Raw genomic sequence first — 25,611 nt, forward strand, 5'->3', positions numbered from 1 at the left:
CTCTCATCCTATGGGGAAACGGCGGCTCGACAAGCTTTTATTATGTCAGAATAAAACGGCGAGAGGCGCAGCGGTAAAAGCGGCGCCTCTCGTGCGGTTAAGATAAATAGAGCATCGCCAGTTCCTTCGTTTGGCGATTTTTGGCCGTGATCTCGGTGCGCCGCGGCATCGGCGTCCAGCTGTTGTCGTCGAGCCACGTCTTCGGCAGCTCGACCGGGCTGTGGGGCTGCCAGCGCGCGAGCCACGCAGCGGGCAGCTCCAGCGCCGGCTCGCGCTCGAGACGGGCGACCATCGGATGGTCGCTCATCTCGAGCCAGAGCAGGCTCCAGGCGCGCGGTACGACGCGCCAGAAGTCGTAGCCGCCGCCGCCGAGCGCGACCCAGCGCCCGCCGCTGTACCGGTGGGCCAGGCGGTGGATCAGCCGCGGCATCGCTTGGTAAATGTCCATGCTGCAATGGACATGGGACAACGGATCGTAAGCATGCGCGTCGCAGCCATGCTGCGATACGATGAGGTCCGGCCGGAAATGGGCCGCCGCTTTATCGAGCACTTCTTCCAGACATTCCAGCCAAGACGCATCCTCGGTGTACGGCTCGACCGGAATGTTAATACAGGTGCCGAAGGCGCTGCCTTCGCCGCGCTCGTTGACCGCGCCCGTGCCCGGAAACAAATATTTTCCGGTCTCGTGAATGGACAGCGTGCACACTTCGGGCTCGCTGTAGAAGCTCCATTGGACGCCGTCCCCGTGGTGCACGTCCGTATCGATGTACAGCACGCGCGCACCGTATTGGTTGTTAGCGTGTTGAATCGCCACGGAGGCGTCGTTATAGATGCAGAAGCCGGCTGCTTTATTGCGCAGCGCATGATGCAGCCCGCCGCCCATATGCAGCGCATGCTGGGTGCGGCCGCTCATCACTTCGTCGACAGCGCGGATCGAGGCGCCGACGAGCAGCGAAGTGACTTCGTGCATTCCCTTGAACATCGGCGTATCTTCGTCGTCGAAGCCGTACTTGGCGGCCTGCTTCAGCCACGCCTCTTGAGGGGCCTCCTGGCTAAGCGCTTTCACGGCTTCGATGTAGTCGGTACTGTGCGCAAGCCGCAGCTGCTCCTCGGAGGCGGCTGCCGGACGGCGCAGCGCCGTCTCCGGCAGCGCTCCGAGCTTGCGAAGCAGGTCTACGGTAAGCAGCAATCGTTCTTGATTAAAAGGATGCTCGTTATGAAACCGATAGCCGGTTTCATGTTCGTCATAAACGAAGAGTGATGACTTTGTCATAATTTCCGCCCCCATGGCTCGTTCCTCTCAAACGGTGTTGGAATTGGCTGCAGCCGGCTCAATACATGAACCGCTGCCGAAAACGAACACGGTCGAACTGTTCGACCGAAGAAAGCGGAACCTGTTTGCCGATTTTCACCATCAGGCAGTTGGCGGGATGAGAGCAAATCTCCGGATCATCCGTCGCAAACCAGACCATATCCACGCTTTTCATCAGCTTTTCCATCATCTGTCGATAATCCCATACGCTTAGACCGCTTTTCTCCAAATCCCAATGCCAGTAATATTCGGTCGTAAAAGTAATCATATTTTCCAATTGGCCGTCTTCGAAGGCGAGCTGGATCATCCGCTTGCCGAGCCCGAGCCCGCGGTAGTCGTCGGCCACTTCTATGGCGCCGAGCTCTATGAGGTCCTCCATATTGCCCTGGGACCACTGCTCCATTTCGTCAGGGTAATGAAATGTGACATAGCCGACGATTTCATCGTCCAGCCGGGATAAAATAATGCGGCCTTCCGGCAGCTCGGCTATTTCAACCAGCGCTTCGAACTGGTCTTTGGGACGCCGGAACGCGTCCAGATCGCGGTGCATCCGGTACGTTTTGAGCTGCGCAGGAGGTACGGGGCCTTCCACTATAATCTGCGAATCGCGATAGGGGACGCGGCGGGAATGATATATTTTATGATGCTCCATAGCTAGTTGTCTCCCTTCTTGCGGATCGAGCGGAGGTACTGTTGTCCATTGTTTTTTTGAGTTATCCTGCGCACCCATGCTTGTCTGATACTATACCAAAAAATCGGCGGCAAGAAAAGAAATAGTCTAATAAGCGGAGTCTGTGGTATAATATTCGTTGTGGAAATCGAAGACTGCTTACTTCGGATGTAAGCGTTTCAATGAAAATGGGAATTATTGATAGCACATATTAGGAGGTAGTAGCAAATGGATCACGCAAACGTTGAGAGTATTGAAGCCGTTTCCAAAACATCGAACATGAAAAATTACGAAGAAGAGCGCGCCCAGTTTAGCTGGGAAGCCATAGAAAAGCAATTTTCCTGGTCTACTACCGGCAAAGTCAATATGGCCCATGAGGCGATTGACCGTCATGCCGATTCGCAGAGACGGGATAAAGTCGCCCTTTATTACAGCGACGACAAGCGGGATGAGCAATATACGTATCAAGAGATGAAGCTGCAGTCGAATCGCTTCGGCAACGTGCTGCGCAAGCTGGGCATTGCCAAAGGCGACCGTGTGTTCATCTTCATGCCGCGCACGCCGGAGCTGTATTTCTCCTTGCTTGGATCGATTAAGATCGGCGCCGTCGTGGGCCCGCTGTTCGAAGCGTTTATGGAAACGGCCGTCAGAGACCGCCTGCAGGACAGCAGCGCGGTAGCGATCATTACGACGCCGGCTCTCGTACACCGCGTACCTGTGAGCGAACTGCCCGACTTGAAGCATGTGATTCTCGTCGGCGATAATATCGATCTGGCCGAAGGCCAAGTCGATTATCATAAAGAAATGGCGCAGTCCTCGGATGAGCTGGAGCTGGAATGGGTGGACCGCGAAGACGGCATGCTGATTCATTACACTTCGGGATCGACGGGTAAACCGAAGGGCGTCTTCCATGTCCATAACGCGATGCTTCAGCATTATTATACGGGTCGCGTCGTGCTCGACCTGCAGGATAACGACGTATATTGGTGTACGGCGGACCCGGGTTGGGTAACGGGCACATCGTACGGTATATTCGCTCCTTGGCTCAACGGAGTTACCAACGTGATCCGCGGCGGCCGTTTCAGCCCGCAGGACTGGTACGCAACGCTGGAGAAGTACAAGGTGACCGTTTGGTACAGCGCTCCGACCGCATTTCGCATGCTGATGGGCGCTGGAGACGACGTATCGAAGCAGTTCGATCTATCCGCGCTGCGCCATGTGCTTAGCGTAGGGGAGCCGCTGAATCCGGAGGTTGTCCGCTGGGGATTGAAGGTATACAATCAGCGCATTCACGATACATGGTGGATGACCGAAACCGGCGGACAATTGATCTGTAACTATCCTTGCATGGCGATTCGTCCGGGCTCGATGGGCAAGCCGCTTCCCGGCGTGGAAGCCGCCATTATCGACGACGCGGGCAACATTTTGCCGCCGTACCGGATGGGGAACCTGGCGATCAAGACGCCATGGCCGTCGATGATGCGCAAAATTTGGAACAACCCGGCCAAATACGAGGAATACTTCCGCATCAGCGGGTGGTATATTTCCGGTGACTCGGCTTACTGTGACGAGGACGGCTACTTCTGGTTCCAAGGACGTATCGACGACGTAATTAATACGGCCGGCGAACGCGTAGGCCCGTTCGAGGTCGAGAGCAAACTGGTTGAGCATCCTGCCGTAGCGGAAGCCGGGGTTATCGGCAAACCGGACCCGATGCGCGGCGAGATCATTAAAGCGTTTATCGCCCTGCGCGAAGGCTTCGAGCCGTCGGAAGAGCTGAAGGCGGATATTTCCAAATTCGTCAAAGTCGGATTGTCGGCGCATGCCGCTCCTCGCGAGATCGAATTCAGAGATAAGCTTCCCAAAACGCGCAGCGGTAAAATTATGCGCCGCGTGCTGAAAGCGTGGGAGCTGAATTTGCCGACAGGCGATCTGTCCACGATCGAAGATTAGATTAGAAAAATAAACGGTCAATAGTTAAGCACCCTGCCGGAGATAGAGCGCAGCCAGCCGCTAAGATCGCTCCTTCGAGCAGGGTGTTTTTCGCGGTTTTCTTATTATGCTCGCGATTTTCATACGGCGCATCAAGCCCAAAAAAAGGATGGTTCTACGAAGCTCTTCGTTGTCTCAAGAGCCTGTAAACCATCCTTTTTTGCTTCTTCGTACCGGAGAGCTTCCGCGGCGCATTAGATCCGGTACGGCGTTCCTTTACTTCTTATATTTGATAGCCGCTGAAGCTTTGGATTCGCCAAGCTCGTTGACGGCAGTAATTTTGTAGTAACCTTCATAGCCGGATGCGTAATACCTGAATTCAGTAGCGTTGTTGACGCTGCCCAGCTTTGCATAATCTCCGTTTTCTTTTTTGCTGTAGTAGACGATGTACTGTTTGACCTTATCTTTATCCGCGTTAGCTTTCCAGTTTAGCAATATCCCTGCGCCGCTAGATTTGACCGTCAAGCCCGACGGAGCGGCGGGAATGTCCTTGGCCGGTCCATCGTTTTTCTCATTCGGCTCATTCGGATTTTGACCTTTTCCATCGTTACCTGCTTCAGGACTGCCGCCCTGTACGATTCCGCCGTTCTCATCCGGCGTAAGGAAAAGCAGATCCATGCTGGTGCCGTCCGTATAGGCGCCTTTGCTTGGAACGGACTCCTTGCCTGCAACGTCTACGGCGGTAATGTAATAGCCGATCGGTCCGGAAGCCGAAGTCTGGTCCGTAAATTTCGTTTCGGTGCCAGCCTCCACGACTTTGCCTACTCGCTGGAAGGAGGCATGATTGACCGAACGGTACAGCCTGTAACCGACGACATCCTCGCTTGGACTCGCTTGGAAAGTAATCGTGCTCGTGTCGCCCGAATGCGTCGCTACGACCGTCGTAGGGGCGCTAGGCGCCTTGCCGTCATCGACACGAGGATCGGTCTCGGACGGCGCGTCATCTTCGTAATCGGTAGGCCGGTACGCATCCAGCGAATGCTGGCGGTCTTTGGGCAGCTTGCCGACGACGGCCTGAAGCTCCTGCATTAACGAAGTAAGCGACTTCTGGCGCTTGATGACCGTCTTCTCCTGCACGAATTCCGCTGGAGTCTCGGCTTGGGCGATATAGTTAATGCCGTTGTATTGAATGATCGGCAGCTTCACCATGACATCGTCCTCTTCGGTCGGAATGTCCTTTTTGTTGAACAGATCGGTGACCAGCTTGCCGGCCTTGGTCGTCGCCTCGCTCGGAAGCTTGCCGGATAAACTGGATACCGTCATTTCCACGATATTGTCCGGACGCTTGAACTGCTTGGTCGGGAAATATTCCGGCTTCTTGTCGATCGCCGCGTCCATGGCAAGCGCCCATATATCTTTGGCGCGGTTGGTGCCCCCCGTTTTTTTGCTCAGCTTGTATGCGGGAGAGTCATAACCTGCCCATACCCCGAGCGTAATGTCGGGCGTATATCCCATATACCAGGCGTCCGCGTCATCCTGCGTAGAGCCCGTTTTGCCGACGATCGAGATTTTGCCGTAATGCTTGAATTTGCTCATCAGATCCGTCGCAGTCCCTGCGGTAACAACGGTGCGCATCATATCCGTCATCAGATAAGCCGTCTGCTCGGAGAACGCCGTTGTCGGCTTCAACTCCTGCTCGAAGACGGTTTTTCCGTTGGAATCGGTAATTTTACGGATCATAAACGTTTCATTATAAACGCCTTTGTTGGCGATCGCCGCGTAAGCGCCGGTCAGCTCTTTGACCGATAAGCCGTATTTCAGACCGCCGATAACCCCCGTTTGGGCGACGTAATCTTCCGGGGAAATGGTGGTGATGCCGAGCTTTTTGGCGAAATCCCAGGCGTTCTTGATGCCGACGACATCAATGAACAGCTTGATGGCCGGAATATTGTACGACTGGTTCAGCGCGCGGCGCGCTGTAATCAGGCCGTGATACTGGTTATCCCAGTTTTCCGGAATGTGATAACCGACTTTCGTGCCGTCCTTCAAAATAATCGGAACGTCGTCGATGATCGAGGCGGGCTGAATCGCCCCTTTCTCAATCGCCGGAACATAGGCCGCAATCGGCTTCATGGTCGAGCCGGGCTGACGGTAAGCTTGGGTCGCATGATTAAGCTGTTCCGTGAAAAAATCGCGCCCTTCGATCATGCCGAGAATCGCGCCGGTTTTGTTGTCGATCATGACCGCGCCGATTTGCTCCACCCCTTTGGTCGGATCGTCCGGAGTAAAGTTTTTGGGATTCTCGGAAATGACATGCATCGCGTCGTAAATGTCTTTGTCGATCGTCGTATAAATATGATAGCCGCCGCGGTACATTTGCGCCTGTACGTTTTTCAGCGCTTCACTGTAGGCATCCGTATCCGGCTGTGCCGCAAGCTTCGGATCTTGCGCCTTAAGCAGAGCTTTGGCCGCCTCTTTTTCGACCTCAATCATAAGATAAGGATAGGTGGAATACGCCTTCTTGGACGGCTCGGCGAGCGAGCTTTGCAGATCGAAGCTCAGCGCCTCCTGATACTGCTGCTGGTTGATTTTACCTTCTTCGAGCATCCGGCGCAGCACCAGCTGCGCTCTGGAGACAGCACGCTTGAAGGCGGCTCCGTCGAACTGCCCTTTGCTCGTGAACGCCGAATAGTTGCTCGGCTGCTGCGGCAGACCGGCCAAATACGCCGCCTGCGCAATATTGAGATCATGCAGATCGTTAATGTTGAAAATGCCTTTGGCCGCCGCTTTAATACCGTATAGATTATAGCCTGTCGAACCGTTGCCGTAAGGAATTTTGTTTAAGTAAGCAAGTAAAATTTCATCCTTGGACATGAGCCTTTCCATGCGCAGAGCGAGGAAAATTTCCTTCGCTTTCCGGCTGTCTTCACGGTCCAGGGACAAGAAAACGCGTCTGGCAAGCTGCTGGGTAATCGTGCTGCCGCCGGTCTGGACGTTCTCCCTTAACAGCTTCTGTACGACCGCTCGCGCCGTACTCCTGAAATCGATGCCGTGATGCTCGTAAAAATTGTTGTCCTCGATGGCGAACACCGCATCGAGCATAATTTGGGGAATGTCCTTCAGCTCGGCCATTCTGCGGTCTTCCTCCGAGCGCAGCTGGCCGATTACGGTATCGTCGTTAAAATAGACGAAGCCGGTCATCGCATTTTCCTGTACTTGCTCCATCATAAAATCTTTGCTGCGGACAGGGTCGTCCTTGACCAGCGCAGAGACGTATCCGAATGCGGCTCCGCCTCCGAGAAATCCCGCAATGATGCCGGCTATGAACATCCATTTGAGCGTGATCAGCGTGTATTTGCCTATGTTCCATAATATCTTTCCGGCCTTACGTTCTTTTTTCTCCATCTCCATGCCGATAAAAATCCTCCCGATTTTGGAAAACATACGTAGTTTATTATAGCACAAAGGATCATCGCATGGACACTGGCGTTGCTGACGATTCAATGACGCATGTTTGACAATCGAATCCATCTTGTGATATAACTTGGGTTAATCGCATACGACAAATGCTTTGAAGGACTTGGCGACCGGGCAGGAATGAGCTGTGCCGCCGCCGCGAGTAGAGTCGGGAATTCAGCTTGCAGAGAACCGGTGGGTGGTGCGAACCGGCAGTTGACCTTGATTCGAATTACCGTCCGGAGCAGGGGAAGGGAACGTTAGACCTTAACAAGTAGCTTCCTGCCGGGTTTGACCCGTTATCGTTTCAAAGTGAAAGCATACGACTTTTTCCCCGGTGATACCGGCTGCGGAAGAAGCCTCGTTATCAATGCTTTAATTAGGGTGGTACCGCGAGCAACAGCCTTCTCGTCCCTTTGTGGATGAGAGGGCTTTTTGTATTTTATTTTACTTACGAAAGGGAGTAGAGCATTGTGGACATTTTACAGGAACTGAATTACAGAGGATTGATTCATCAGTTGACCGACGAAGAGGGATTGGCCAAAAAGATCAGCGAAGAGCCTATCGTGCTGTATGCCGGGTTCGACCCGACGGCGGACAGCTTGCATATCGGCCATTTGCTGCCGATTTTATGCTTGAAGCGTTTCCAGATGGCGGGGCATTTGCCGGTCGCTTTGGTAGGCGGCGGCACCGGGCTCATCGGAGACCCGAGCGGAAGATCGACGGAGCGTTCGTTAAATACGCAGGATATCGTCGTTGAGTGGACCGACAAGCTGAAGAAGCAGCTGTCCCGCTTCTTGGATTTCGATTCGAGCGTGAATCCGGCACGGATGGAAAACAACTACAACTGGCTCGGCGATCTGAACGTCATTACCTTCCTGCGAGACATCGGCAAAAACTTCTCGGTCAATTACATGCTGGCCAAAGACAGCGTGGATTCCCGCTTAAGCAACGGAATTTCCTTTACCGAGTTCAGCTACATGATTTTGCAGGCTTACGACTTTTTCCGCATGAACAGCGATATCAACTGCTCCCTGCAGGTGGGAGGAAGCGACCAGTGGGGCAACATTACGGCAGGTCTGGAGCTGATCGGCAAATCGACGGGCAACAAGGCGTTCGGCTTGACGATGCCTCTCGTTACGAAAAGCGACGGCACCAAGTTCGGCAAAACGGCCGGAGGCGCGGTCTGGCTCGACGCCGACAAAACGTCTCCGTACCAGTTCTACCAGTTCTGGATCAATACGCACGATAACGATGTCGTGAAGTTCCTCAAATACTTCACCTTCCTCGCTCCGGAGGAAATTGCCCGCCTGGAAGAACAGGTGAGCGCAAGTCCGGAGAAGCGCGAGGCGCAGCGCGTTCTGGCCAAAGAAGTAACGGAACTTGTGCACGGAGCGGATGCGGCTCTGAGCGCAATTAAAATTTCCGAAGTTTTGTTCAGCGGCAACGTGGACACTCTGTCGGGCCGCGAGATCGAGGATGCGTTCCAGGATGTACCTTCGGCGGAAGTGACGGGCGAGATTGCGCTGATCGATTTGCTGCTGGCGGTCAAAGCGGCGCCTTCGAAGCGCCAGGCGAAGCAGGATATCGAGAGCGGAGCGGTTTCCGTGAACGGGGCGAAGGTGACGGATCTGAATAAAGCGCTGACGGCCGGCGACGGGATGGAAGGTAAATATATCGTCATCCGCCGCGGCAAGCGTAATTACTACCTCGCCAAGTTCGTGTAAAACGCGCTAAAGCCATGATAGGCTCGCGATAGTTGCATAGCTATAAACGGAAAGGTCTCGGGTCCCGTTCATCGCAAGATGAGCCGGGACGAGGCCTTTTTTAGTGTTTATGAATGCTGCCTGCAAGAACGAAGGGGACAAGCAAAGCGGAAGAGAGCTCCCGTTTGCCCTTCAGCAACCCAAAAGCCGCCCTCCATTAAAATGAAGGGCAGCCTTGAAGTCATCGATTACCGGCTGCAGAACTCGCTGACGACAAAAATCCCTGATATTTAAGGGCTTGCGGTCGTTGCCAAATCAATTAGCCCCACTCCGCTCATTATGTTTTGTTTTGTGAAGTTCCATCCATACCCGTCCTTTTGCGTGGGTAGACGCTCTTGGGGACGCAAGATAAAGGCGGCATTAAAGAAGCGAACACATGGTACTAAGGAGGGAAAGTGCTTTGTGGATTATTTCTGTTAATATGGTACCATAGTGAAAAAGCATGGTAGGGAGGTGGCAATTGGAGTGTACGAATACAAATATGTAGAAACATCATTAGGTGGAATTTTCACATCCGCAAAGCATCGAGAAACAATTGACGAAAATGCCAAAGAAGGATGGAAATTAGTACAGGTTTTACCGACAAACTATAATGGATATGGTAAACCTACTTCATACGAGATCATTTTTGAACGTCTCATTCAAAAATGATTTAGGAATAAGGATTGGACGGTTCATTAAATAAACGAGATACGCTCATAAATTAAAGCACTCAGCAGAGTGCTTTTTTTGCTATTGAAGTTCGCAAGTCAGCAGGTCTGGACGGAACTTATTGAATGAAGGGCAGATTAATTTAATGCTTGCAGCGCTCAAGATAAATTTGATAATGTATAAATACACAATTTTACATATAATTATGTGGAGTGGCTGGCTTAAGTAAAGTGCGACAGAATTTTTTCTCCTTTGTGTTCAAAAGGGCCAACGAGGAACGTTAGTGGAATGTTGAGGGGGGATTTCAATGTCAATAAGAACCAGAGTTGCATGTGTTGCAGTAAAAGATGGACATATAGTTCTCATGGAAAAGCTGATCCCTAGCTACTTCAACTATAATCAATTAACCCCACCTGGAGGTGGGTTGGAGCTCCATGAAACCCTTGAGGAAGCATGCATTCGAGAAATGGATGAGGAGACGGGATTAAGGATACATTGCCCCATTCTTAAAGGAGTTGTTTCATATATCAACTACAGTAACAACGATCATGCTGTAACATTTTTCTTTGTTACCGATGAAGTACACGGTGAGCTTATTACCAAAGAGCCTGAGAAGCATATTCCAAGGTGGGTCGAAATTGAAACATTAGCAGATAATAAGTTGGTTCCTTGTTATTATAAAGAATTCATAAAAATCATGCTAGACGAAAACAGTGGCATGCTCAATGCACGGTTAGAATGGAATAAGAAAGACTCTGATAAGAACTTTATTTGGAGTGTAAGTTTGAAATAACGGAGAACGATAGATGAAATACATGAGGGCACCTACATATTGTTGGCACAACGAAAATCACCGAATTTCAACGGAAATCGTTGAATTTATAGCGGATATGAAGTTAAATACAATATGGAAGTGTTCGTTCGTTATTCTGTGTGGAATAGGAGTATATGTTCGTGTTATTATGTCGGGAGGTTGCATTGAGATGAGCATGGGCGCATTATAATGCATTAAATTGCAATGTTTATTGTATAAAAAAAGCCCGAAACCGCTGATAACAGTGGTTTTGGGCTTTTTGTCGTAGCATCTTGCGCGTTAATTTTATTAACGGCTGTAGAACTCGACGATTTGCTTTTCGTCAATTTCTTGAGGCAATTCGGAACGCTCAGGAAGACGAGTGTATTTACCTTCTACGGAAGCGTCGTTGAATTCCAGGTAAGCCGGCAAGTAGTTGCGGTTTGCCAAAGCTTCTTTAACGGAAGACAAGCCGCGGCTTCTTTCGCGAAGGCCGATTACGTCGCCAGTGCTCACAAGGTAGGAAGCGATGTCCACTTTTTTACCGTTAACGGTAACGTGGCCGTGAGCTACCAATTGACGAGCGCCTGCACGGGAGTTAGCGAAGCCAAGACGGTAAACCAGGTTGTCCAGACGGCTTTCAAGCAGGATCATGAAGTTTTCGCCCGCGATACCTTGTTGCTTAGTTGCTTTGTCAAACAGGTTGCGGAATTGTTTTTCGTTTACTCCGTACATATGACGAAGCTTTTGTTTTTCTTGCAGCTGAATGCCGTAGCCGCTCATTTTTTTACGTTGTCCCGGACCGTGTTGTCCTGGAGGGAACGGACGTTTCAATTCTTTTCCTGTGCCGCTGAGGGAAATACCCAGACGACGGCTAAGTTTAAATTTAGGACCTGTGTAGCGTGCCATGTATAATGAGCTCCTTTTGGTTATAAAATGGTGGGTGGTTTCCTCGGGTGAAACATATGCCCGATTTCATTCAAAGCCCTAGACCGGAAACGGTCCGGCACCTGACAAGAATCTCAGCCGCTGTCTTGTCAGCAATGAAACCAGTGAGGGTGACACATGCCTCCACCATAATCGTGAGTCCCGTCGCCGGGAAGACGATCATCTCGACTTCTAATTCTATAAAAATTGCCTATCTATGTCAAGTGGTTCACTGATTTTGCATATCTGCTCCAAGAAAGCGGACAATGGCGCGCCGAATATGGAAATGAAGCGGAAAAGTGGTACAATGGTAGAATGAAAGAAGGGGGTATGTTTTTTGGCCGAATGGAATGTCAGGCATTTGTCCGACATTTTGCAATCTTGGGGACTGTTAGGACATGTGGCGGGGATGATGCTGGCTTATTTGCAGACTGTGCTGCCGTTTATCCCTTTTGTCATCGTCGCCGGGGCCAACGTGCTGATTTTCGGATTATGGCTCGGCTTTGCCGTCAATTATGTGATGGCGGTCTTGGGGGCTGTAAGCACATTTCTGGTGGCTCGCAATTACGCAAGAGGATGGGTGGAGAAAAAGCTTGAAAAATACGCTTATATCGAGAAATTCAACCAAAAATTAGAGCAAAACGGATTTCTTTACATAGCTGTTTCAAGGGTCATTCCGGTGCTGCCTTCCTTCGGAATCAATTTGGCGGCGGCGGTGATGAAGGTAAGAACGCGGGATTTCGTGCTCGGTACGATGGTCGGCAAATTTCCGATGATTTTTTTGGAATCGCTCATCGGGCATGATTTGTTGCATTTTCATCACAATAAAGGCAGACTCTTTCTGCTGCTGCTCATTTTTGTCGTTCTGATTCTCATCGGCAACATCTACAAGAAAAAATGGTTTGACAGCGGCAATAATAAAATAGGTTGAAACAAACTTGAAGCGAAAAGGAGAATGGACATGCGTGATCCCCGTTTACAACAGCTGGCCCGCAATATTGTCGGCTATTCGCTGGACGTGCAGGCCGGCGAAAAAGTTCTGATTGAAATGATCGGAGCGGAGCGCGAGATTGTTAAATGCCTCGTCGAGGAGGTTTATGCCAGAGGGGGCCTGCCTTATGTGGAGCTGATCGAGCCGTCCGTGCAGAGCGCTTTGCTGCAATCGGCGACTAAGGAGCATATCGAGCATTGGGCCGAAATGGATTTGAAGCGGATGAAGGATATGAACTGCTATGTGGCGATTCGCAGCGGCTCCAACGTCAGCGAAATGTCCGACGTGCCCAAAGACCAGATGAAGCTGTACGAAATGTATTACAGCAAGCCGGTACATTTGGAGCAGCGCGTGAAGAAAACCCGCTGGGTCGTCCTTCGCTATCCGAGCCCGTCGATGGCCCAATTGGCGAATATGAGCACGGCGAAATTCGAGGACTTTTATTTTGACGTGTGCAATCTCGATTACGCCAAAATGTCGGAAGCGATGAACCCGCTGCAGGAGCTGATGAACCGGACCGACCGCGTCCGCATCGTTTCTCCGGGAACGGACATTCAGTTCTCCATCAAAGGCATCGGCTCGGTCAAATGCTGCGGCCGCCGCAACATTCCCGACGGGGAAGTATACACCGCTCCGGTACGCGATTCCGTTAACGGGGTCATCCGCTACAATACGCCTTCCGTCAAAGCGGGAATTACGTTCGAGAACATTACGTTCCGCTTCGAAAACGGCAAAATCGTCGAAGCCTCCTGCAACGACACGGATCGTTTGAACGAAATTTTGAACTCGGATGAAGGCGCGCGTTATATCGGGGAATTCAGCCTTGGCTTCAACCCGCATATTTCCACGCCGATGAAGGATACGCTGTTCGACGAGAAGATCGACGGAAGTCTGCACTTTACGCCGGGTCAAGCCTATGAGCAGGCGGATAACGGCAACCGTTCCTCCGTTCATTGGGACCTTGTGCTAATCCAGCGTCCTGAGTACGGCGGAGGGGAAATTTACTTCGACGACGTGCTGATCCGCAAAGACGGCAGATTCGTCATACCCGAGCTGGAAGGATTGAACCCGGAACATTTGAAATAGTTGTTGCGTGTTATTCCTTTCCAATGTATCATGAAAAAGAAAGCGATTTATCTTTTTGATAAATGCTAGTAGTCGCATGGAGGGATTAGATATGACAAGTGCCAATAACGCTGCAATCGTAGAAATTTCACAAACCGCAAACAAATTCAGATCGTCCATCGTTTTACAGTACGATAACAAGTACATCGACGTGAAAAGTATTCTCGGCTTGTTCACAACGCTGCTAACAAGCAGCAATTACGATCTGCACGTTCACGGTCCGGATGCAGAGGAAGCCAAGAAGGCTATGGCTGAAGTGTTTAACAAACACAATCTTCAAATCAACAGCATTCAAGACTAAACCTGCCTACGACGGTATTTCCATTTCAGGATGGAAATGCCGTTTTTTTGTTGTTTAGGAAATGCTGCGCAGTAAATTCCTATGGATATCCGCGGGCTCCCCCGAAAGTAATGTCTAACTATAAGAACGATCGCAGCGGAATGGTTAGACGCCGAGCCAGTTGAAGCCGGATGCGGACGGAATAAGCTTCGGGGAAATCGCGTCGCTTTTGGGGGATTCGTTCTATAAAAGCCCGTTGTTGGCGGTGCTGAGCAGGAAATATAAGGCAAGTACGAAACTACGTGGTCAACTCTCTTGTGTATTGGTTCATTTTCGACTAATATTAAGCTATGAACTCGTACGTACAGGGGGGAAAGCTTGATGTCATCATCCGATTTGTTACTTGGCCTATCGCAGAAAGCGCTCCATCTTCTCCAAGAGGATGCCGATAAAATTGAAAAGCTCATCGAAGTACAGATGGAAAACTTAACAACACGCAAATGTCCTCTGTATGAAGAGGTGTTAGATACACAAATGTACGGGTTGTCCAGAGAAATCGATTTTGCCATAAGGGCAGAGCTGATTACGGAAAATGTAGGCAAACAGATCTTGGTTAAGCTCGAGCGCAACTTGGCACAGCTATATGAAGCCTTGAACAAAAAAGAGTAGCCTTCTTCATCGAAGGCCACTCTTTTTTCTTTTTTGGAGGCAGGATTACAAGATTACACCAGGAAAAAGGCGATGCCGAGGATGCAATAAACGACGAGTAGCAGAACGCCCTCGTACCAGTTGGTCGTGCCGTCCTGGGAGATCGACTTGGCGATAATGACGGACACGCCGATCGCTACAAGCTCGAAGGTGCTGAAAACGATGTTCATCGTTTTGCCGAAGAGCAGCGAGACGAGCACGAGAACGGGAGCGACGAACAGCGCGATCTGCAGACTGCTGCCGACGGCGATTTCGACGGCCGCTCCGATTTTGTTCTTGCGCGCCATCATCACCGCTGCGCTATGTTCCGCGGCATTGCCGATAATAGCGATCAGGAAGGCGCCTACGAACAGCTCGGACAAACCGAATTGATGGGTAATCGTCTCCAGCGTGCCGACCAGCCATTCGCTGGTGAAGGCGACCATGGCCGTCGCGATAATCAGGAACAGAATGGAAGCTTTCTTGGACCAGGCCGGTTCGCCGTGCTCGACGGCTTCGTCGGAAAGTTCATTTTTATGAGTAACCATCGAGAAATATAACCACAGCAAATAAGCCGCGATGAGGATGCATGCAACCAATACGCTTAAGTTGGACGTCTCGAAGTTGGTCAAGCTCTTGGCGAACGCCGCGGGGACGAATAGAGCGATGACGGCAAGCGTCATCAGCGAGCCGTTATGGCTGGCCAGCTTGACATTGAAATGCTGCTCTTTGTATTTGAGTCCGCCAAGAAACAGGCTCAGACCAAGCACCAGCAGCAGGTTCCCGATGATCGAGCCGGTAATGCTCGCTTTGACGATATCGAACATGCCGTCCTTCACCAGGAAGATAGCGATGATCAATTCCGCCGCATTGCCGAATGTGGCGTTCAGAAATCCGCCGAGCCGCTCTCCGGCGTAATGAGCCACGCTTTCCGTCGCTTTGCCGAGAAATCCGGCGACGAACACGATGGCGATACAAGAGATAATAAACTGCACTGTAGCGGACGCTATGCCGGTGTAATGGGCCAGCGCGCTGAGAACGAAGCTTGCGATCAGCCCGATGGAAAACATGCGATTCAAAACGATCACCTCTTATGGTAGAGTATACCTAAATGAGCAAAACCTATTCTAATATAACCATATTTTAGGATGATGTAAACTCGAAAAAAAGCCCAAGGAGCGTGCGTACAATGGATTTAATGCTGAGGGGAAAAACGGCGGTCGTCACCGCATCCAGCAAAGGTTTGGGAAGGGCCGTGGCGGAGCAATTGGCGGCGGAAGGAGCCGATCTGCTGCTGTGCAGCCGCAGCGAAGAGGCGATTCGGAAGACGGCGGACGACATACATAAACGATACGGCGTAAGAGTGGAATCGCTGGCTGTCGACGTCGGGAAAGCGGGGGATATTGCCAGGCTTGTCGAGACGGCCGCCGCTCGCTTCGAGACGGTCGACGCGCTAGTATGCAATGCGGGAGGGCCGCCGAGCGGAAGCTTCTTATCGTTTGACGATGAGGCATGGGAGAAAGCGTTCTTCGGCAATATGATGAGCGTCGTGCGTCTGATCCGCGGCTTCCATCCGCTGCTTGCCCGGCAAGGAGGACGGATCGTGACCGTCGCTTCCACCTCGGTCAAGACGCCGATTCCCGGGCTTGTCCTGTCGAATACGCTGCGTACGGGCGTTGTCGGTTTAATGAAGACGCTGTCGATTGAATTCGCACCGGACGGCATTCTGCTCAATACCGTTTGTCCCGGCCGAATTATGACGGACCGGATCGTCGAGCTGGATTCCATCCGGGCAGAACGGGATCAAGTGCCGCTGGAAGCCGTACAGGAGAAGCTGCGGCAGGATATTCCGCTCGGACGCTACGGGGAGCCGGAAGAGCTGGCGACGATAGCCGCTTACCTGCTTTCGCCGCGCAACAGCTATATGACAGGATCTGTGTTTTATGTCGACGGGGGAGCTGTTAAATCGCTCTAATCGGCTCAATTTGCCAAGATTCGGCCAAGTTTGCTTTCAGGCCGGGAAGCCATTACAATGGAACTATAACCCATTAAGGAGTGATCCGTATGTCCGAAGAAATTCAAGCAGGTCTCATTCGCATTTCCGATGATGTCGTTTCGACAATCGCAGGCTTGGCTGCGTTGGAGACTCCTGGGATCGCTGCAATGTCGGGAGGAATATCCGAAGGCTTGGCCAAACGACTCAGCGGCAAAAATGTGCAAAAAGGCGTTTCCGTCGAAGTAGGGCAGGTGGAAGCTGCCATCGATTTGCGAGTTATCGTCCACTATGGAAGCAAAATTCAAGAGGTTTGTCATGATCTTCAGCTCAACGTTCGCGAAGCGGTGGAGAACATGACCGGCTTGAACGTAGTGGAAGTGAACGTGAAAGTGGAAGGCGTCGCATTCCGTGAAGAAGAGAATGCCGCCATTGAAGACCCGCAGCGTGTGAAATAGGAGTTTGTCCGGCAAAATAGGCAGTCATTGTTCATTTGCCATGCACGAAAGCAACTCCGTCGGACAAACTCATAGACGAGTGGTTAATCCCCTTTCTACATACAGGAATCGGTCTAAGACGCACAACCCTTGAGCAAACACAAACAAAGAGAGCCCTTAGGCTCTCTTTTTCGTTGCGTTTTCTTTGTCCGGCTTGTTATGTTCGCGAGATAAGCTGAGCAAAATACCGATGCTGACTAACGTCACCAGCATGGATGATCCCCCATAGCTGATTAGCGGGAGTGTAACGCCGGTAAGCGGAATGCTGCCGGTAACGCCGCCGAGATTAATCAAGGCTTGTACCCCGATCATCCCGATGATGCCGATTCCCGCCAATGTGCCGAACGTATCGCTGCAGCGCAGAGCGATGAACAGCCCGCGCCATAAAAAAGCGAGATAAATCAAAAGGAATAGCGATGATCCGAGAAATCCCAGTTCTTCTCCGATAATAGCAAAAATAAAATCATTGTGCGCTTCCGGCAAATAATGCAGCTTTTGGATGCTTTGCCCGAAGCCTGCTCCGGTGAAGCCGCCGTGGCCGAACGCATATAAAGACTGGATCAGATGGTATCCGGTATCAAGCGGATCGTTCCACGGATTCATAAAGGACGTAAAGCGGTCCAGACGATAGTTTTTGCCCGGTTTCATCAAAGACGCGACGGCAACTACCGAAATGGCCGCGGCTCCCGCTGTTCCCAGATAGAACAAGTGCTTGAAGTTGGCGCCTCCGGCAATAATGACGATGGCGGAGCACATAACCAATATCATCGTCGAGCCCAAATCCGGCTGCAGCATGATCAGCGCCGAGATGAAGCCGACGATGACCAGCGCCGGGAGCAGCCCGCTGCGGAACTCCTGGAATTTATCCTCTTTCTTGGATATCAAGGAAGCCAAGTATAAAATAACCGACAGCTTGGCGAATTCCGCCGGCTGTATCCCGAAGCCTCCGATATAAAACCAGCTTTTGGCGCCGTTCACTTCTCTTCCTATAATGGGAACGAGCAGCAGCATGACTACGACCGCAATAAAGGAAGGGCGCACCCAATTTTTCAGCTTGCGAAAATCGATGTTCATGCAAAAAAACATGGCTACGGTACCCATCGCAACGAAGATCGCTTGTCGCACAACCAAGTACGAAGGGTCGTTAACCGATACCTTCGTATCCGGATCAATCTGTACAACTCGTACATATCCCATGCTTGCGCTGAATACCATAGCCAGACCGAAACAAACGAGTAAAAACGTTAAAAATAACAGCAAAAAATCCGGAGTGCCTCTTCGTGGGGAAGTCATGATGACCTCCGCTTTACTCGGACAATTCGGTTTTCAGCTGCGAAATTTTTTGCTGGGCGATTTTCAACACCGAATCGGGAATCGGCGATTGGTAGTCAAGACCGTGCGGGAATGTCGCTTTTCCGATGTAAACGTCTTCTATGTAAAGAATAGCATAGGGCGACTCCAGCTTACCGGTCTCCACACGGGCGTTCATGCGCAGGAAGTAATCGTTATGGGATGCTTTATCTTCAATTTTCAAATCATAAGTGGCGCGGTAATATTCCCACTGCCAGCGAACAAAGCCCAGCTTTGCGGTAACTTCGTCCAGATGGGCAAGATCGCTTTTAAGCCCTTTTAAGCCGTTGTTTTCAATAATCACTTGTTAAAGCCCTCCTAGAAAGTCAAGTCCAACTTTATCTAATTCTTTATTCATGATAGTATGTTTCCCAAACTTGTGCAAGCCTATTGCTAAATGTACAAGCGAAGTCTCAAGAAAAATTTGAAATTCTTGTGACACATGGATGTAAGAAAGCTTGGCATTTGGTAAAATGAAAAGAAAGTGAAACCGGAGGTAATGGCCATGGAACATTTGCTGCAAAAAGTGGATCTGTTATATCCGGAAATGGTCGGCTGGAGAAGATATTTGCACCAGCACCCGGAGCTCTCGTATCAGGAGACGGAAACGGCGGCCTATGTTGCCCGGCATTTGCGGGAATGGGGCTTGGACGTGGAGACGGGCGTCGGCGGAGGCGGCGTCGTAGGACGCCTGCGCGGCGGGGCCGAGGGTCCGACGATCGCTCTGCGCGCCGATATGGACGCGCTGCCGATTCAGGATGAGAAAACCTGTGAGTTCGCATCGAAGGTAAAAGGCGTCATGCACGCTTGCGGTCACGACGCGCATACGGCGACTTTGCTTGGCGTAGCCAAAATTATGGCGGAGCACCGCGAAGAGTGGAAAGGGAATATGGTGTTTCTGTTCCAGCATGCGGAAGAGCTGAGTCCCGGAGGGGCTCATGCAATGATAGAACAAGGCGCGCTGGAAGGCGTCGATTTTGTCTACGGCATTCATTTATGGACACCCTTTCCTGTCGGTACTGTTTATAGCAAGCCGGGGGCTATGATGGCCGCCGCGGATGAGTTCGAAATTACAATTAAAGGCAAAGGCGGCCATGGCGGCCTCCCCCATGAAACGATCGACAGCATTGCCGTCGCTTCGCATCTTGTCGTCAACCTGCAAACGATCGTCAGCCGCAGCGTCGATCCGACGCAGCCCTGCGTCGTGTCGGTCGGCTCGTTCCACAGCGGCACCGGCTTTAACGTCATCGCCGAGAAAGCGGTGCTGATCGGCACCGTGAGAACATTCGATCCGGAATTGCGCATGCAGGTGAAGGAAAGACTCGAAACGTACGTCGAGCAAACCTGTCGGATGTTCGGCGCCGATCATGCCGTAGAGTATAAGCTCGGCTATCCGCCGGTCGTTAACGATGCCGGCGAGGTGGAGCGCTTCTACCGTGCAGGCGCTTCTGTAGCCCCGGTGCAGACGTCGCCGCTTATTATGGCGGGGGAAGATTTCGCCTATTACCTGCATCACCGCAAAGGCTGCTTCATGTTTGTCGGAGCGGGAAACCCGGAGCTCGGCATTACGCATCCGCATCATCATCCCAAATTCGATATTGACGAAAGCTCCATGGCGATTGCGGCCAAATTGTTTATCAGCATGGCGGCGGACTGCCAAAACGGCTGGAATGCCGATAAGTGCTAAGCGCTTGTGCGCATGGACACCGTAGTTTCGGGAAAATCTATGTCTGCGCGGAAGAACGTCCAGCCGGCGGCTGCGGCGCGTCTGTCCGGGACTATACTCTTCAGGAGGGATTTTCCTTGAGCAGACCTTTAAAGGAAATAATGACAAAGGATTGCGCGACGGTGACACTGAAGGACAACGTCTATGAAGTAGCCGTCAAGATGAAGCAGGAAGATACGGGCTTTATTCCGGTCGTAGAAGGGAAAAAGCTGATCGGCGTCATTACCGACCGCGACCTGGTAATCCGCGGGTATGCGGCTAAGAAGGAAGGCTCTACGGCTGTCAAAGACGTGATGAGCAGCAACCAGATTACTTGCGCATCGCCGGAGACGACGGTGGATGAAGCGGCCAAATTGATGGCCAAGCAGCAAATCCGCCGTCTGCCGGTATGCGAAAACGGGGAGCTGGTAGGGATCGTGTCGATCGGCGACCTGGCGGTTCGCGACAAGTTCGAAGATGAGGCCGGCGAAGCGCTGAGCCAAATTTCCGAGAAAGACAAAATTCAGGTATAATTTATCTTGCTGTTATTAAAGGAAGAAGATCGGTCTTTATAAGATCGGTTTTCTTTTTTGTTGACTTTGAAAAATTTTTCATATTGTAATGTTCACGTGTGCATTATATAATGGAGGAGAACCGAAAATGCTTACATACGTTTTCGAATATAAGAATTGAGAGGCAGGGGACACGAATGGATAAAGTGCGCATCGGATTGATCGGTGTGGGCAATATGGGCAAAGGCCATACCGAGTACTTGGTGGGCAATCAAGTCAAAGGCGCAGAGCTGACAGCCATTGTGGATACGGATGCATCCCGTCTGGATTGGGTTCGAACGAACTATGGAGACAAGAACATTCAATTATTTGACGACTTGGACGCATTCTTCGCATCCAAAGCGTTCGACGCAGTGATTGTGGCGACGCCTCACTACGATCACCCTGAATCCGCCAAGCAGGCATTCTCTCACGGTTATCATGTACTGGTTGAGAAGCCGGCGGGCGTTTATACCAAACAAGTTCGCGAAATGAACGAAGCGGCCGCGAAATCCGGCAAAGCCTTCGGCATTATGTATAATCAACGGACGAATCCGTTGTATCAGAAGCTCAGAGACTTGATCACGTCCGGAGAGCTTGGCGAAGTTCGCCGCACCAACTGGATCATTACGAACTGGTACCGCTCGCAGAGCTACTACGATTCGGGCGGCTGGCGCGCGACTTGGGCCGGCGAAGGCGGCGGCGTGCTGATCAACCAAGACCCGCATCAGCTCGATTTGTGGCAATGGACGATCGATATGATGCCCAAACGCGTCAGAGCGTTCTGCGGCTTCGGCAAATACCGCAACATTGAAGTCGAAGACGATGTGACCGCTTATGTGGAATACGAGAACGGAGCGACCGGCTTGTTCGTTACAACGACGGGCGAAGCGCCGGGAACGAACCGCTTTGAAGTATCGGGCGACCGCGGCAAAATTGTGATCGAGGACAACAAGCTGACGTTCTGGCGTCTGCGCGTACCTGAGCCGGAATTCAACCGCGAATATAAAGGCGGCTTCGGTTCTCCGGAATGCTGGAAATGCGATGTGCCGATTGTCGGAGCTCCGGGTCCGGGCCACAAAGGCATTACGCAAAACTTCGTGAACCATATTTTGAACGGAACGCCGCTGCTTGCACCTGGCGAAGAAGGCATCAAAGGGTTGACCTTGTCCAACGCCATGCATTTGTCTTCCTGGATCGATAACTGGGTAGATCTTCCGATCAACGAGGATTTGTATTACGAAAAGCTGCAAGAACGCATTCAAAGCTCTACGGTCAAGAAAGAAGTCAAAGCCGTAGAAATGGACGTAAAAGGAACTCATTAATCGTTCATGAAAAGGCAACTTTCGGTCAAGCCGAGGTTGTCTTTTTTTGTAATATGAGCTTAAACTGACTTGACATCCGCGGCAAAATGTTTTATAAATGGATCAATGCAATAACCGATAAGTTACATTCGATGACGAGAAAGAGTAAGCCACGATCATGATCCCCAGAGAGCCGGCGCTTTGCTGAAAGCCGGCGTTCATGCCGCAGCCGAAAATCATCTCTGAGAAGTGAAGCTAAACGCGCTTGTTCGAATGGGCGCAAGTAAGCTTAACCGGGGGTCCGCCGTTACAAGGAACGCGTATGATGGTACGTTGACGAGTGCTGTGACAGTTCGCTTTTCCGGCGAAGCTGCCGCGGAACAAGGGTGGTAACGCGAGCTATAGACTCGTCCCTTCAGAGGGACGGGTCTTTTTTGTTGTTCAAATTTAAGTGAAGCAGGTGACGTTCATGCAAAAGGTCGATCCGAAAGAAAAGGCGAGAAGCCGGGAATTAAGAGTGCTGGAGCAGTGGCAGAAGGATGGAACGTTCAGGAAGTCGATGGCAAACCGGGAAGGCCGACCGAATTTCGTGTTCTACGAAGGACCGCCGACCGCTAACGGCGCTCCCCATATCGGGCATGTGCTGGGCAGGGTGATCAAAGATTTTATCGGCCGCTACAAAACGATGAAAGGATATCGAGTCGTTCGCAAAGCGGGCTGGGATACCCATGGCTTACCGGTCGAGCTTGGGGTGGAGAAGCAGCTCGGCATCTCCGGCAAACAGGAAATCGAGCGCTACGGCGTGGCGGAATTCGTGCAAAAATGCAAGGACAGCGTGTTTACGTACGAGAAGCAGTGGCGCGAGCTGACCGAGGCTATCGGCTATTGGACAGATATGGACCATCCTTATATAACGCTCGACAATCAATATATCGAGAGCGTATGGCACTTACTGTCGGAAATTCATAAGAAGGAGCTGCTGTACAAGGGACATCGGGTCAGCCCGTACTGCCCTTGCTGTCAGACGACGCTGAGCTCTCATGAAGTGGCGCAGGGCTATGAGGATGTGAAGGATTTGACCGCTACGGTCAAATTCAAACTGGAAGCAAGCGGGGAGGTTATCCTCGCCTGGACGACGACGCCTTGGACGCTGCCCGCCAATGTGGCGCTTGCGGTAAACGAACGCATCACTTACGCCAAAGTGAGGCAGCAGGGGGAAGTCTACATCGTCGCCGACAATTTGCTGGAGAGCGTGATGAAGGGCGAGTACGAGAAGCTAGGCACGCTGCAAGGGTCCGAGCTTGTCGGTCTTCGCTATATCCCGCCGTTCCGCTATGTCGAGGTTCCGCATGCGCATGTCGTCATCGAAGGCGATTTTGTAACGGACAACAGCGGCACAGGGATTGTCCATATTGCGCCGGCTCACGGCGAGGATGATTATAAAGCGGCGATGAAGCACGGCATCAGCATGCTGAGCGTGGTGAACGCGGCGGGGCGCTATATCGACGAGGTGACGGACCTGGCCGGCAAATTCGTCAAAGACTGCGACGTCGATATCGTCAAGCTGCTGGCGGAACGCGGACTGCTCTACGACAAGGAGCGCATGGAGCATAGTTATCCGTTCTGTTGGCGCTGCAAGTCGCCTTTGTTGTATTATGCGACCGAAAGCTGGTTTATCCGCACGACGGCGGTCAAGGAGCAGCTGATTGCGAACAACCGGCAGGTCGACTGGTATCCGGAACATATTCGCGAAGGACGCTTCGGCAACTTCCTGGAGGAGCTGGTCGATTGGAACATCAGCCGCAACCGCTACTGGGGGACGCCGCTGAATGTATGGCAGTGTCCGGACTGCGGCGGACAGCATGTGCCGGGAAGCATCCGCGATCTGCGCGAACACTCCGTAAACGAGCTGCCCGCCGAGCTTGATCTGCACAAGCCTTACGTCGACGAAATCAAGCTGAAGTGCCCTCACTGCGAGCGCGGCGTGATGGAGCGGACTTCTGAGGTGATCGACGTATGGTTCGACAGCGGCTCCATGCCGTTTGCGCAATACCACGTTCCGTTCGAGAACGATGACGTCTTTGCCGAGCAGTATCCGGCCGATATGATTTGCGAAGGGATCGATCAGACGCGCGGATGGTTTTTCAGTCTGCTGGCGGTGTCGACCTTGTTTAACGGGCAAGCGCCGTATAAAGCGGTTTTGTCCACGGGACATATTCTGGACGAGAACGGTCAAAAAATGTCCAAGAGCAAGGGCAACGTCATCGATCCGTGGGAAATCATCGGCGATTACGGAACCGACGCATTCCGCTGGGCCTTGCTCGCGGACAGCGCTCCGTGGAACAGCAAACGGTTTTCCAAGCAGATTGTCGCCGAAGCGAAGTCCAAGGTGATCGATACTATAGTCAACGCTCATGCATTTTATACGCTGTATGCCGCTATCGACGGGTATAAGCCGGAGGAGCACGCCGAAGAAGTCAGCGGCAATCGGCTGGACCGGTGGATTTTGTCCCGTCTCGCTCATTTGGTACAGGACGTAGGCAAAGGGCTGGAGGCGGTCGACTTCTTGAATCCGGCCAAGGCGATCGAAGCGTTCGTGGACGAAATGAGCAACTGGTACATCCGCCGCTCCCGCGACCGCTTCTGGGGCAGCGGCTTGTCAAACGACAAGCTGTGGGCGTACCAGACGCTGCACGAGGTGCTTCTGACGCTGGCGAAGCTGATGGCGCCGTACACGCCGTTTCTGTCCGACGATCTGTATCGTAATCTTGCGGGAGGCAGAGAGAGCGTGCACCTGGAAGACTATCCGGAAGCGGACGCTTCCCGGATCGATGCTGAGCTGGAGAGGGACATGGAAACCGTGCGCAATATGGTCGAGCTTGCCCGCAGCGTGCGCAGCGAAACCGGAGTGAAGACGCGCCAGCCGCTGTCCGAGCTGATCGTCGCGTTAGACGCGCCGCTCGATCTGACGGTTTATGCGCCGATCATTCAGGAGGAGCTGAATGTCAAATCGATTCGGACGGAGACGAGCGAGAACGGGCTGGTCGACGTTACGCTGAAGCTGAATTTGAAAGCGGCCGGGCCCAAATACGGCAAGCGGGTCGGCGAGCTGCAGCAGGCTTTGAAGGCGATGAACGCAGCGGAAGCGGCGGCGATCGTCAAGGCGGGCTCTTATGCTCACAGGCTGCAGAACGGGGAGACCGTGGAGCTGCCGCTTGAGGATCTCTTGGTCGAGAAGGTCGCCAAGCCGGGCTTCGCTTCCGCTTCCGGCTACGGGATGACGGTCGCTTTGAATACGGCGCTGACGCCCGAGCTGAAACAGGAAGGGCTCGTTCGCGAGCTGGTGCGGGCCGTGCAGGATTATCGCAAGAAGCTGGAGCTGCCCGTCGAGCAAAGGATCGATTTGCTGATGGACACGGATGAAGAGATGCGGGAGGCGGTTCAGGCCTTTGAATCGGTGCTGCTGGATAATGTTCTCATCAACCGCTACGAATTTGCCGGAACGGATGTCATGGATTATGTAGCCGCCGGGGAGAAGACGGTCGGCTTATCGATTCAATAAAGGGGATATACGAGGAAGGGGCTGCTCAGCCGAGCCGCTCCCTTTTTATCGTTTCATAA

General features: G+C 52.1%; 21 protein-coding genes and 2 other annotated features. Of the genes, 14 read left to right on the forward strand and 7 right to left on the reverse strand.

The genetic code is table 11. From position 1 onward, the window contains the following. Positions 1–97 precede the first annotated feature (97 nt). Complete coding sequence (locus tag N0M98_RS04600) at positions 98–1,273, reverse strand: acetoin utilization protein AcuC (RefSeq protein WP_249862691.1); 1,176 nt, start codon at positions 1,271–1,273, stop codon at positions 98–100. A gap of 58 nt (positions 1,274–1,331) precedes the next feature. Next, positions 1,332–1,964, reverse strand: coding sequence for a GNAT family N-acetyltransferase (locus N0M98_RS04605; RefSeq protein ID WP_249862692.1), 633 nt, complete (start codon positions 1,962–1,964; stop codon positions 1,332–1,334). A gap of 246 nt (positions 1,965–2,210) precedes the next feature. On the opposite strand from N0M98_RS04605, the gene acsA reads away from it, so the two are divergent. Next, positions 2,211–3,935, forward strand: a complete 1,725-nt coding sequence (gene acsA / locus N0M98_RS04610; protein WP_249862693.1) for an acetate--CoA ligase — start codon at positions 2,211–2,213, stop codon at positions 3,933–3,935. A gap of 255 nt (positions 3,936–4,190) precedes the next feature. On the opposite strand, the gene N0M98_RS04615 is transcribed toward acsA, so the two are convergent. Further along, complete coding sequence (locus N0M98_RS04615) at positions 4,191–7,325, reverse strand: transglycosylase domain-containing protein (protein ID WP_259617072.1); 3,135 nt, start codon at positions 7,323–7,325, stop codon at positions 4,191–4,193. Positions 7,326–7,509: 184 nt separating this feature from the next. Then, positions 7,510–7,789 (forward strand) — a binding site (T-box leader). 51 nt (positions 7,790–7,840) lie between these two features. On the opposite strand from N0M98_RS04615, the gene tyrS reads away from it, so the two are divergent. The 3 genes from tyrS to N0M98_RS04630 all read left to right on the forward strand — a co-directional run bounded on the left by tyrS (position 7,841) and on the right by N0M98_RS04630 (position 10,580). Next, entirely contained in the window at positions 7,841–9,097 is a 1,257-nt protein-coding gene (gene tyrS, locus N0M98_RS04620; RefSeq protein WP_310943159.1) for a tyrosine--tRNA ligase, read from the forward strand. Positions 9,098–9,601: 504 nt separating this feature from the next. Continuing rightward, complete coding sequence (locus N0M98_RS04625) at positions 9,602–9,787, forward strand: DUF4177 domain-containing protein (protein ID WP_249862696.1); 186 nt, start codon at positions 9,602–9,604, stop codon at positions 9,785–9,787. Between the two features lie 307 nt (positions 9,788–10,094). Next, positions 10,095–10,580, forward strand: coding sequence for an NUDIX hydrolase (locus N0M98_RS04630; RefSeq protein ID WP_249862697.1), 486 nt, complete (start codon positions 10,095–10,097; stop codon positions 10,578–10,580). Positions 10,581–10,889: 309 nt separating this feature from the next. On the opposite strand, the gene rpsD is transcribed toward N0M98_RS04630, so the two are convergent. Further along, a complete protein-coding gene (gene rpsD, locus N0M98_RS04635) occupies positions 10,890–11,489 on the reverse strand; it encodes a 30S ribosomal protein S4 (RefSeq protein WP_249862698.1) in 600 nt (199 codons plus the stop codon). A gap of 355 nt (positions 11,490–11,844) precedes the next feature. Here rpsD and N0M98_RS04640 point away from each other — a divergent pair, with 355 nt between their 5' ends. The 4 genes from N0M98_RS04640 to N0M98_RS04655 all read left to right on the forward strand — a co-directional run bounded on the left by N0M98_RS04640 (position 11,845) and on the right by N0M98_RS04655 (position 14,572). Next, positions 11,845–12,438, forward strand: a complete 594-nt coding sequence (locus tag N0M98_RS04640) for a TVP38/TMEM64 family protein (RefSeq protein WP_259617074.1) — start codon at positions 11,845–11,847, stop codon at positions 12,436–12,438. Positions 12,439–12,468: 30 nt separating this feature from the next. Beyond that, entirely contained in the window at positions 12,469–13,584 is a 1,116-nt protein-coding gene (locus N0M98_RS04645) for an aminopeptidase (RefSeq protein WP_249862700.1), read from the forward strand. Between the two features lie 91 nt (positions 13,585–13,675). After that, positions 13,676–13,924 (forward strand): HPr family phosphocarrier protein, encoded by a 249-nt coding sequence (locus N0M98_RS04650; protein ID WP_249862701.1) that lies wholly within the window; start codon positions 13,676–13,678, stop codon positions 13,922–13,924. Between the two features lie 360 nt (positions 13,925–14,284). Then, positions 14,285–14,572, forward strand: coding sequence for an Fpa/YlaN family protein (locus tag N0M98_RS04655; protein ID WP_249862702.1), 288 nt, complete (start codon positions 14,285–14,287; stop codon positions 14,570–14,572). A gap of 53 nt (positions 14,573–14,625) precedes the next feature. Here the strand turns inward: N0M98_RS04655 and cax are convergent, their stop codons facing one another. Continuing rightward, positions 14,626–15,660, reverse strand: a complete 1,035-nt coding sequence (gene cax / locus N0M98_RS04660) for a calcium/proton exchanger (RefSeq protein ID WP_249866510.1) — start codon at positions 15,658–15,660, stop codon at positions 14,626–14,628. 119 nt (positions 15,661–15,779) lie between these two features. Here cax and N0M98_RS04665 point away from each other — a divergent pair, with 119 nt between their 5' ends. Together N0M98_RS04665 and N0M98_RS04670 are read left to right on the forward strand one after the other, a co-directional pair. Beyond that, positions 15,780–16,565, forward strand: coding sequence for an SDR family oxidoreductase (locus N0M98_RS04665; RefSeq protein WP_249862703.1), 786 nt, complete (start codon positions 15,780–15,782; stop codon positions 16,563–16,565). Positions 16,566–16,654: 89 nt separating this feature from the next. Beyond that, positions 16,655–17,041, forward strand: coding sequence for an Asp23/Gls24 family envelope stress response protein (locus N0M98_RS04670; RefSeq protein WP_249862704.1), 387 nt, complete (start codon positions 16,655–16,657; stop codon positions 17,039–17,041). 156 nt (positions 17,042–17,197) lie between these two features. Here N0M98_RS04670 and ftsW read toward each other — a convergent pair whose 3' ends face one another. Together ftsW and N0M98_RS04680 are read right to left on the reverse strand one after the other, a co-directional pair. Then, the gene (gene ftsW, locus N0M98_RS04675; protein ID WP_249862705.1) at positions 17,198–18,373 is read right to left on the reverse strand and encodes a putative lipid II flippase FtsW; all 1,176 of its coding nucleotides are present in this window, start codon (positions 18,371–18,373) and stop codon (positions 17,198–17,200) included. A gap of 13 nt (positions 18,374–18,386) precedes the next feature. Further along, positions 18,387–18,734 carry a YugN family protein gene (locus N0M98_RS04680; RefSeq protein ID WP_249862706.1) on the reverse strand — a complete coding sequence of 116 codons (348 nt, stop codon included), beginning with the start codon at positions 18,732–18,734 and terminating at the stop codon, positions 18,387–18,389. A gap of 201 nt (positions 18,735–18,935) precedes the next feature. Here N0M98_RS04680 and N0M98_RS04685 point away from each other — a divergent pair, with 201 nt between their 5' ends. From N0M98_RS04685 to ileS, 4 genes are all read left to right on the forward strand, one after another. Beyond that, positions 18,936–20,117 carry an amidohydrolase gene (locus N0M98_RS04685; RefSeq protein ID WP_375295439.1) on the forward strand — a complete coding sequence of 394 codons (1,182 nt, stop codon included), beginning with the start codon at positions 18,936–18,938 and terminating at the stop codon, positions 20,115–20,117. 116 nt (positions 20,118–20,233) lie between these two features. Then, complete coding sequence (locus N0M98_RS04690; protein WP_259617075.1) at positions 20,234–20,668, forward strand: CBS domain-containing protein; 435 nt, start codon at positions 20,234–20,236, stop codon at positions 20,666–20,668. Positions 20,669–20,844: 176 nt separating this feature from the next. After that, positions 20,845–22,011: a Gfo/Idh/MocA family protein gene (locus tag N0M98_RS04695; protein ID WP_249862708.1), complete on the forward strand. Its 1,167-nt coding sequence runs from the start codon at positions 20,845–20,847 to the stop codon at positions 22,009–22,011. 122 nt (positions 22,012–22,133) lie between these two features. Then, positions 22,134–22,408, forward strand: a binding site (T-box leader). 51 nt (positions 22,409–22,459) lie between these two features. Continuing rightward, positions 22,460–25,552, forward strand: a complete 3,093-nt coding sequence (ileS, locus tag N0M98_RS04700) for an isoleucine--tRNA ligase (RefSeq protein WP_259617076.1) — start codon at positions 22,460–22,462, stop codon at positions 25,550–25,552. Positions 25,553–25,611 lie beyond the last annotated feature (59 nt).

The sequence above is a fragment of the Paenibacillus doosanensis genome (assembly GCF_025060755.1).
Lineage (GTDB): Bacteria > Bacillota > Bacilli > Paenibacillales > NBRC-103111 > Paenibacillus_S > Paenibacillus_S doosanensis.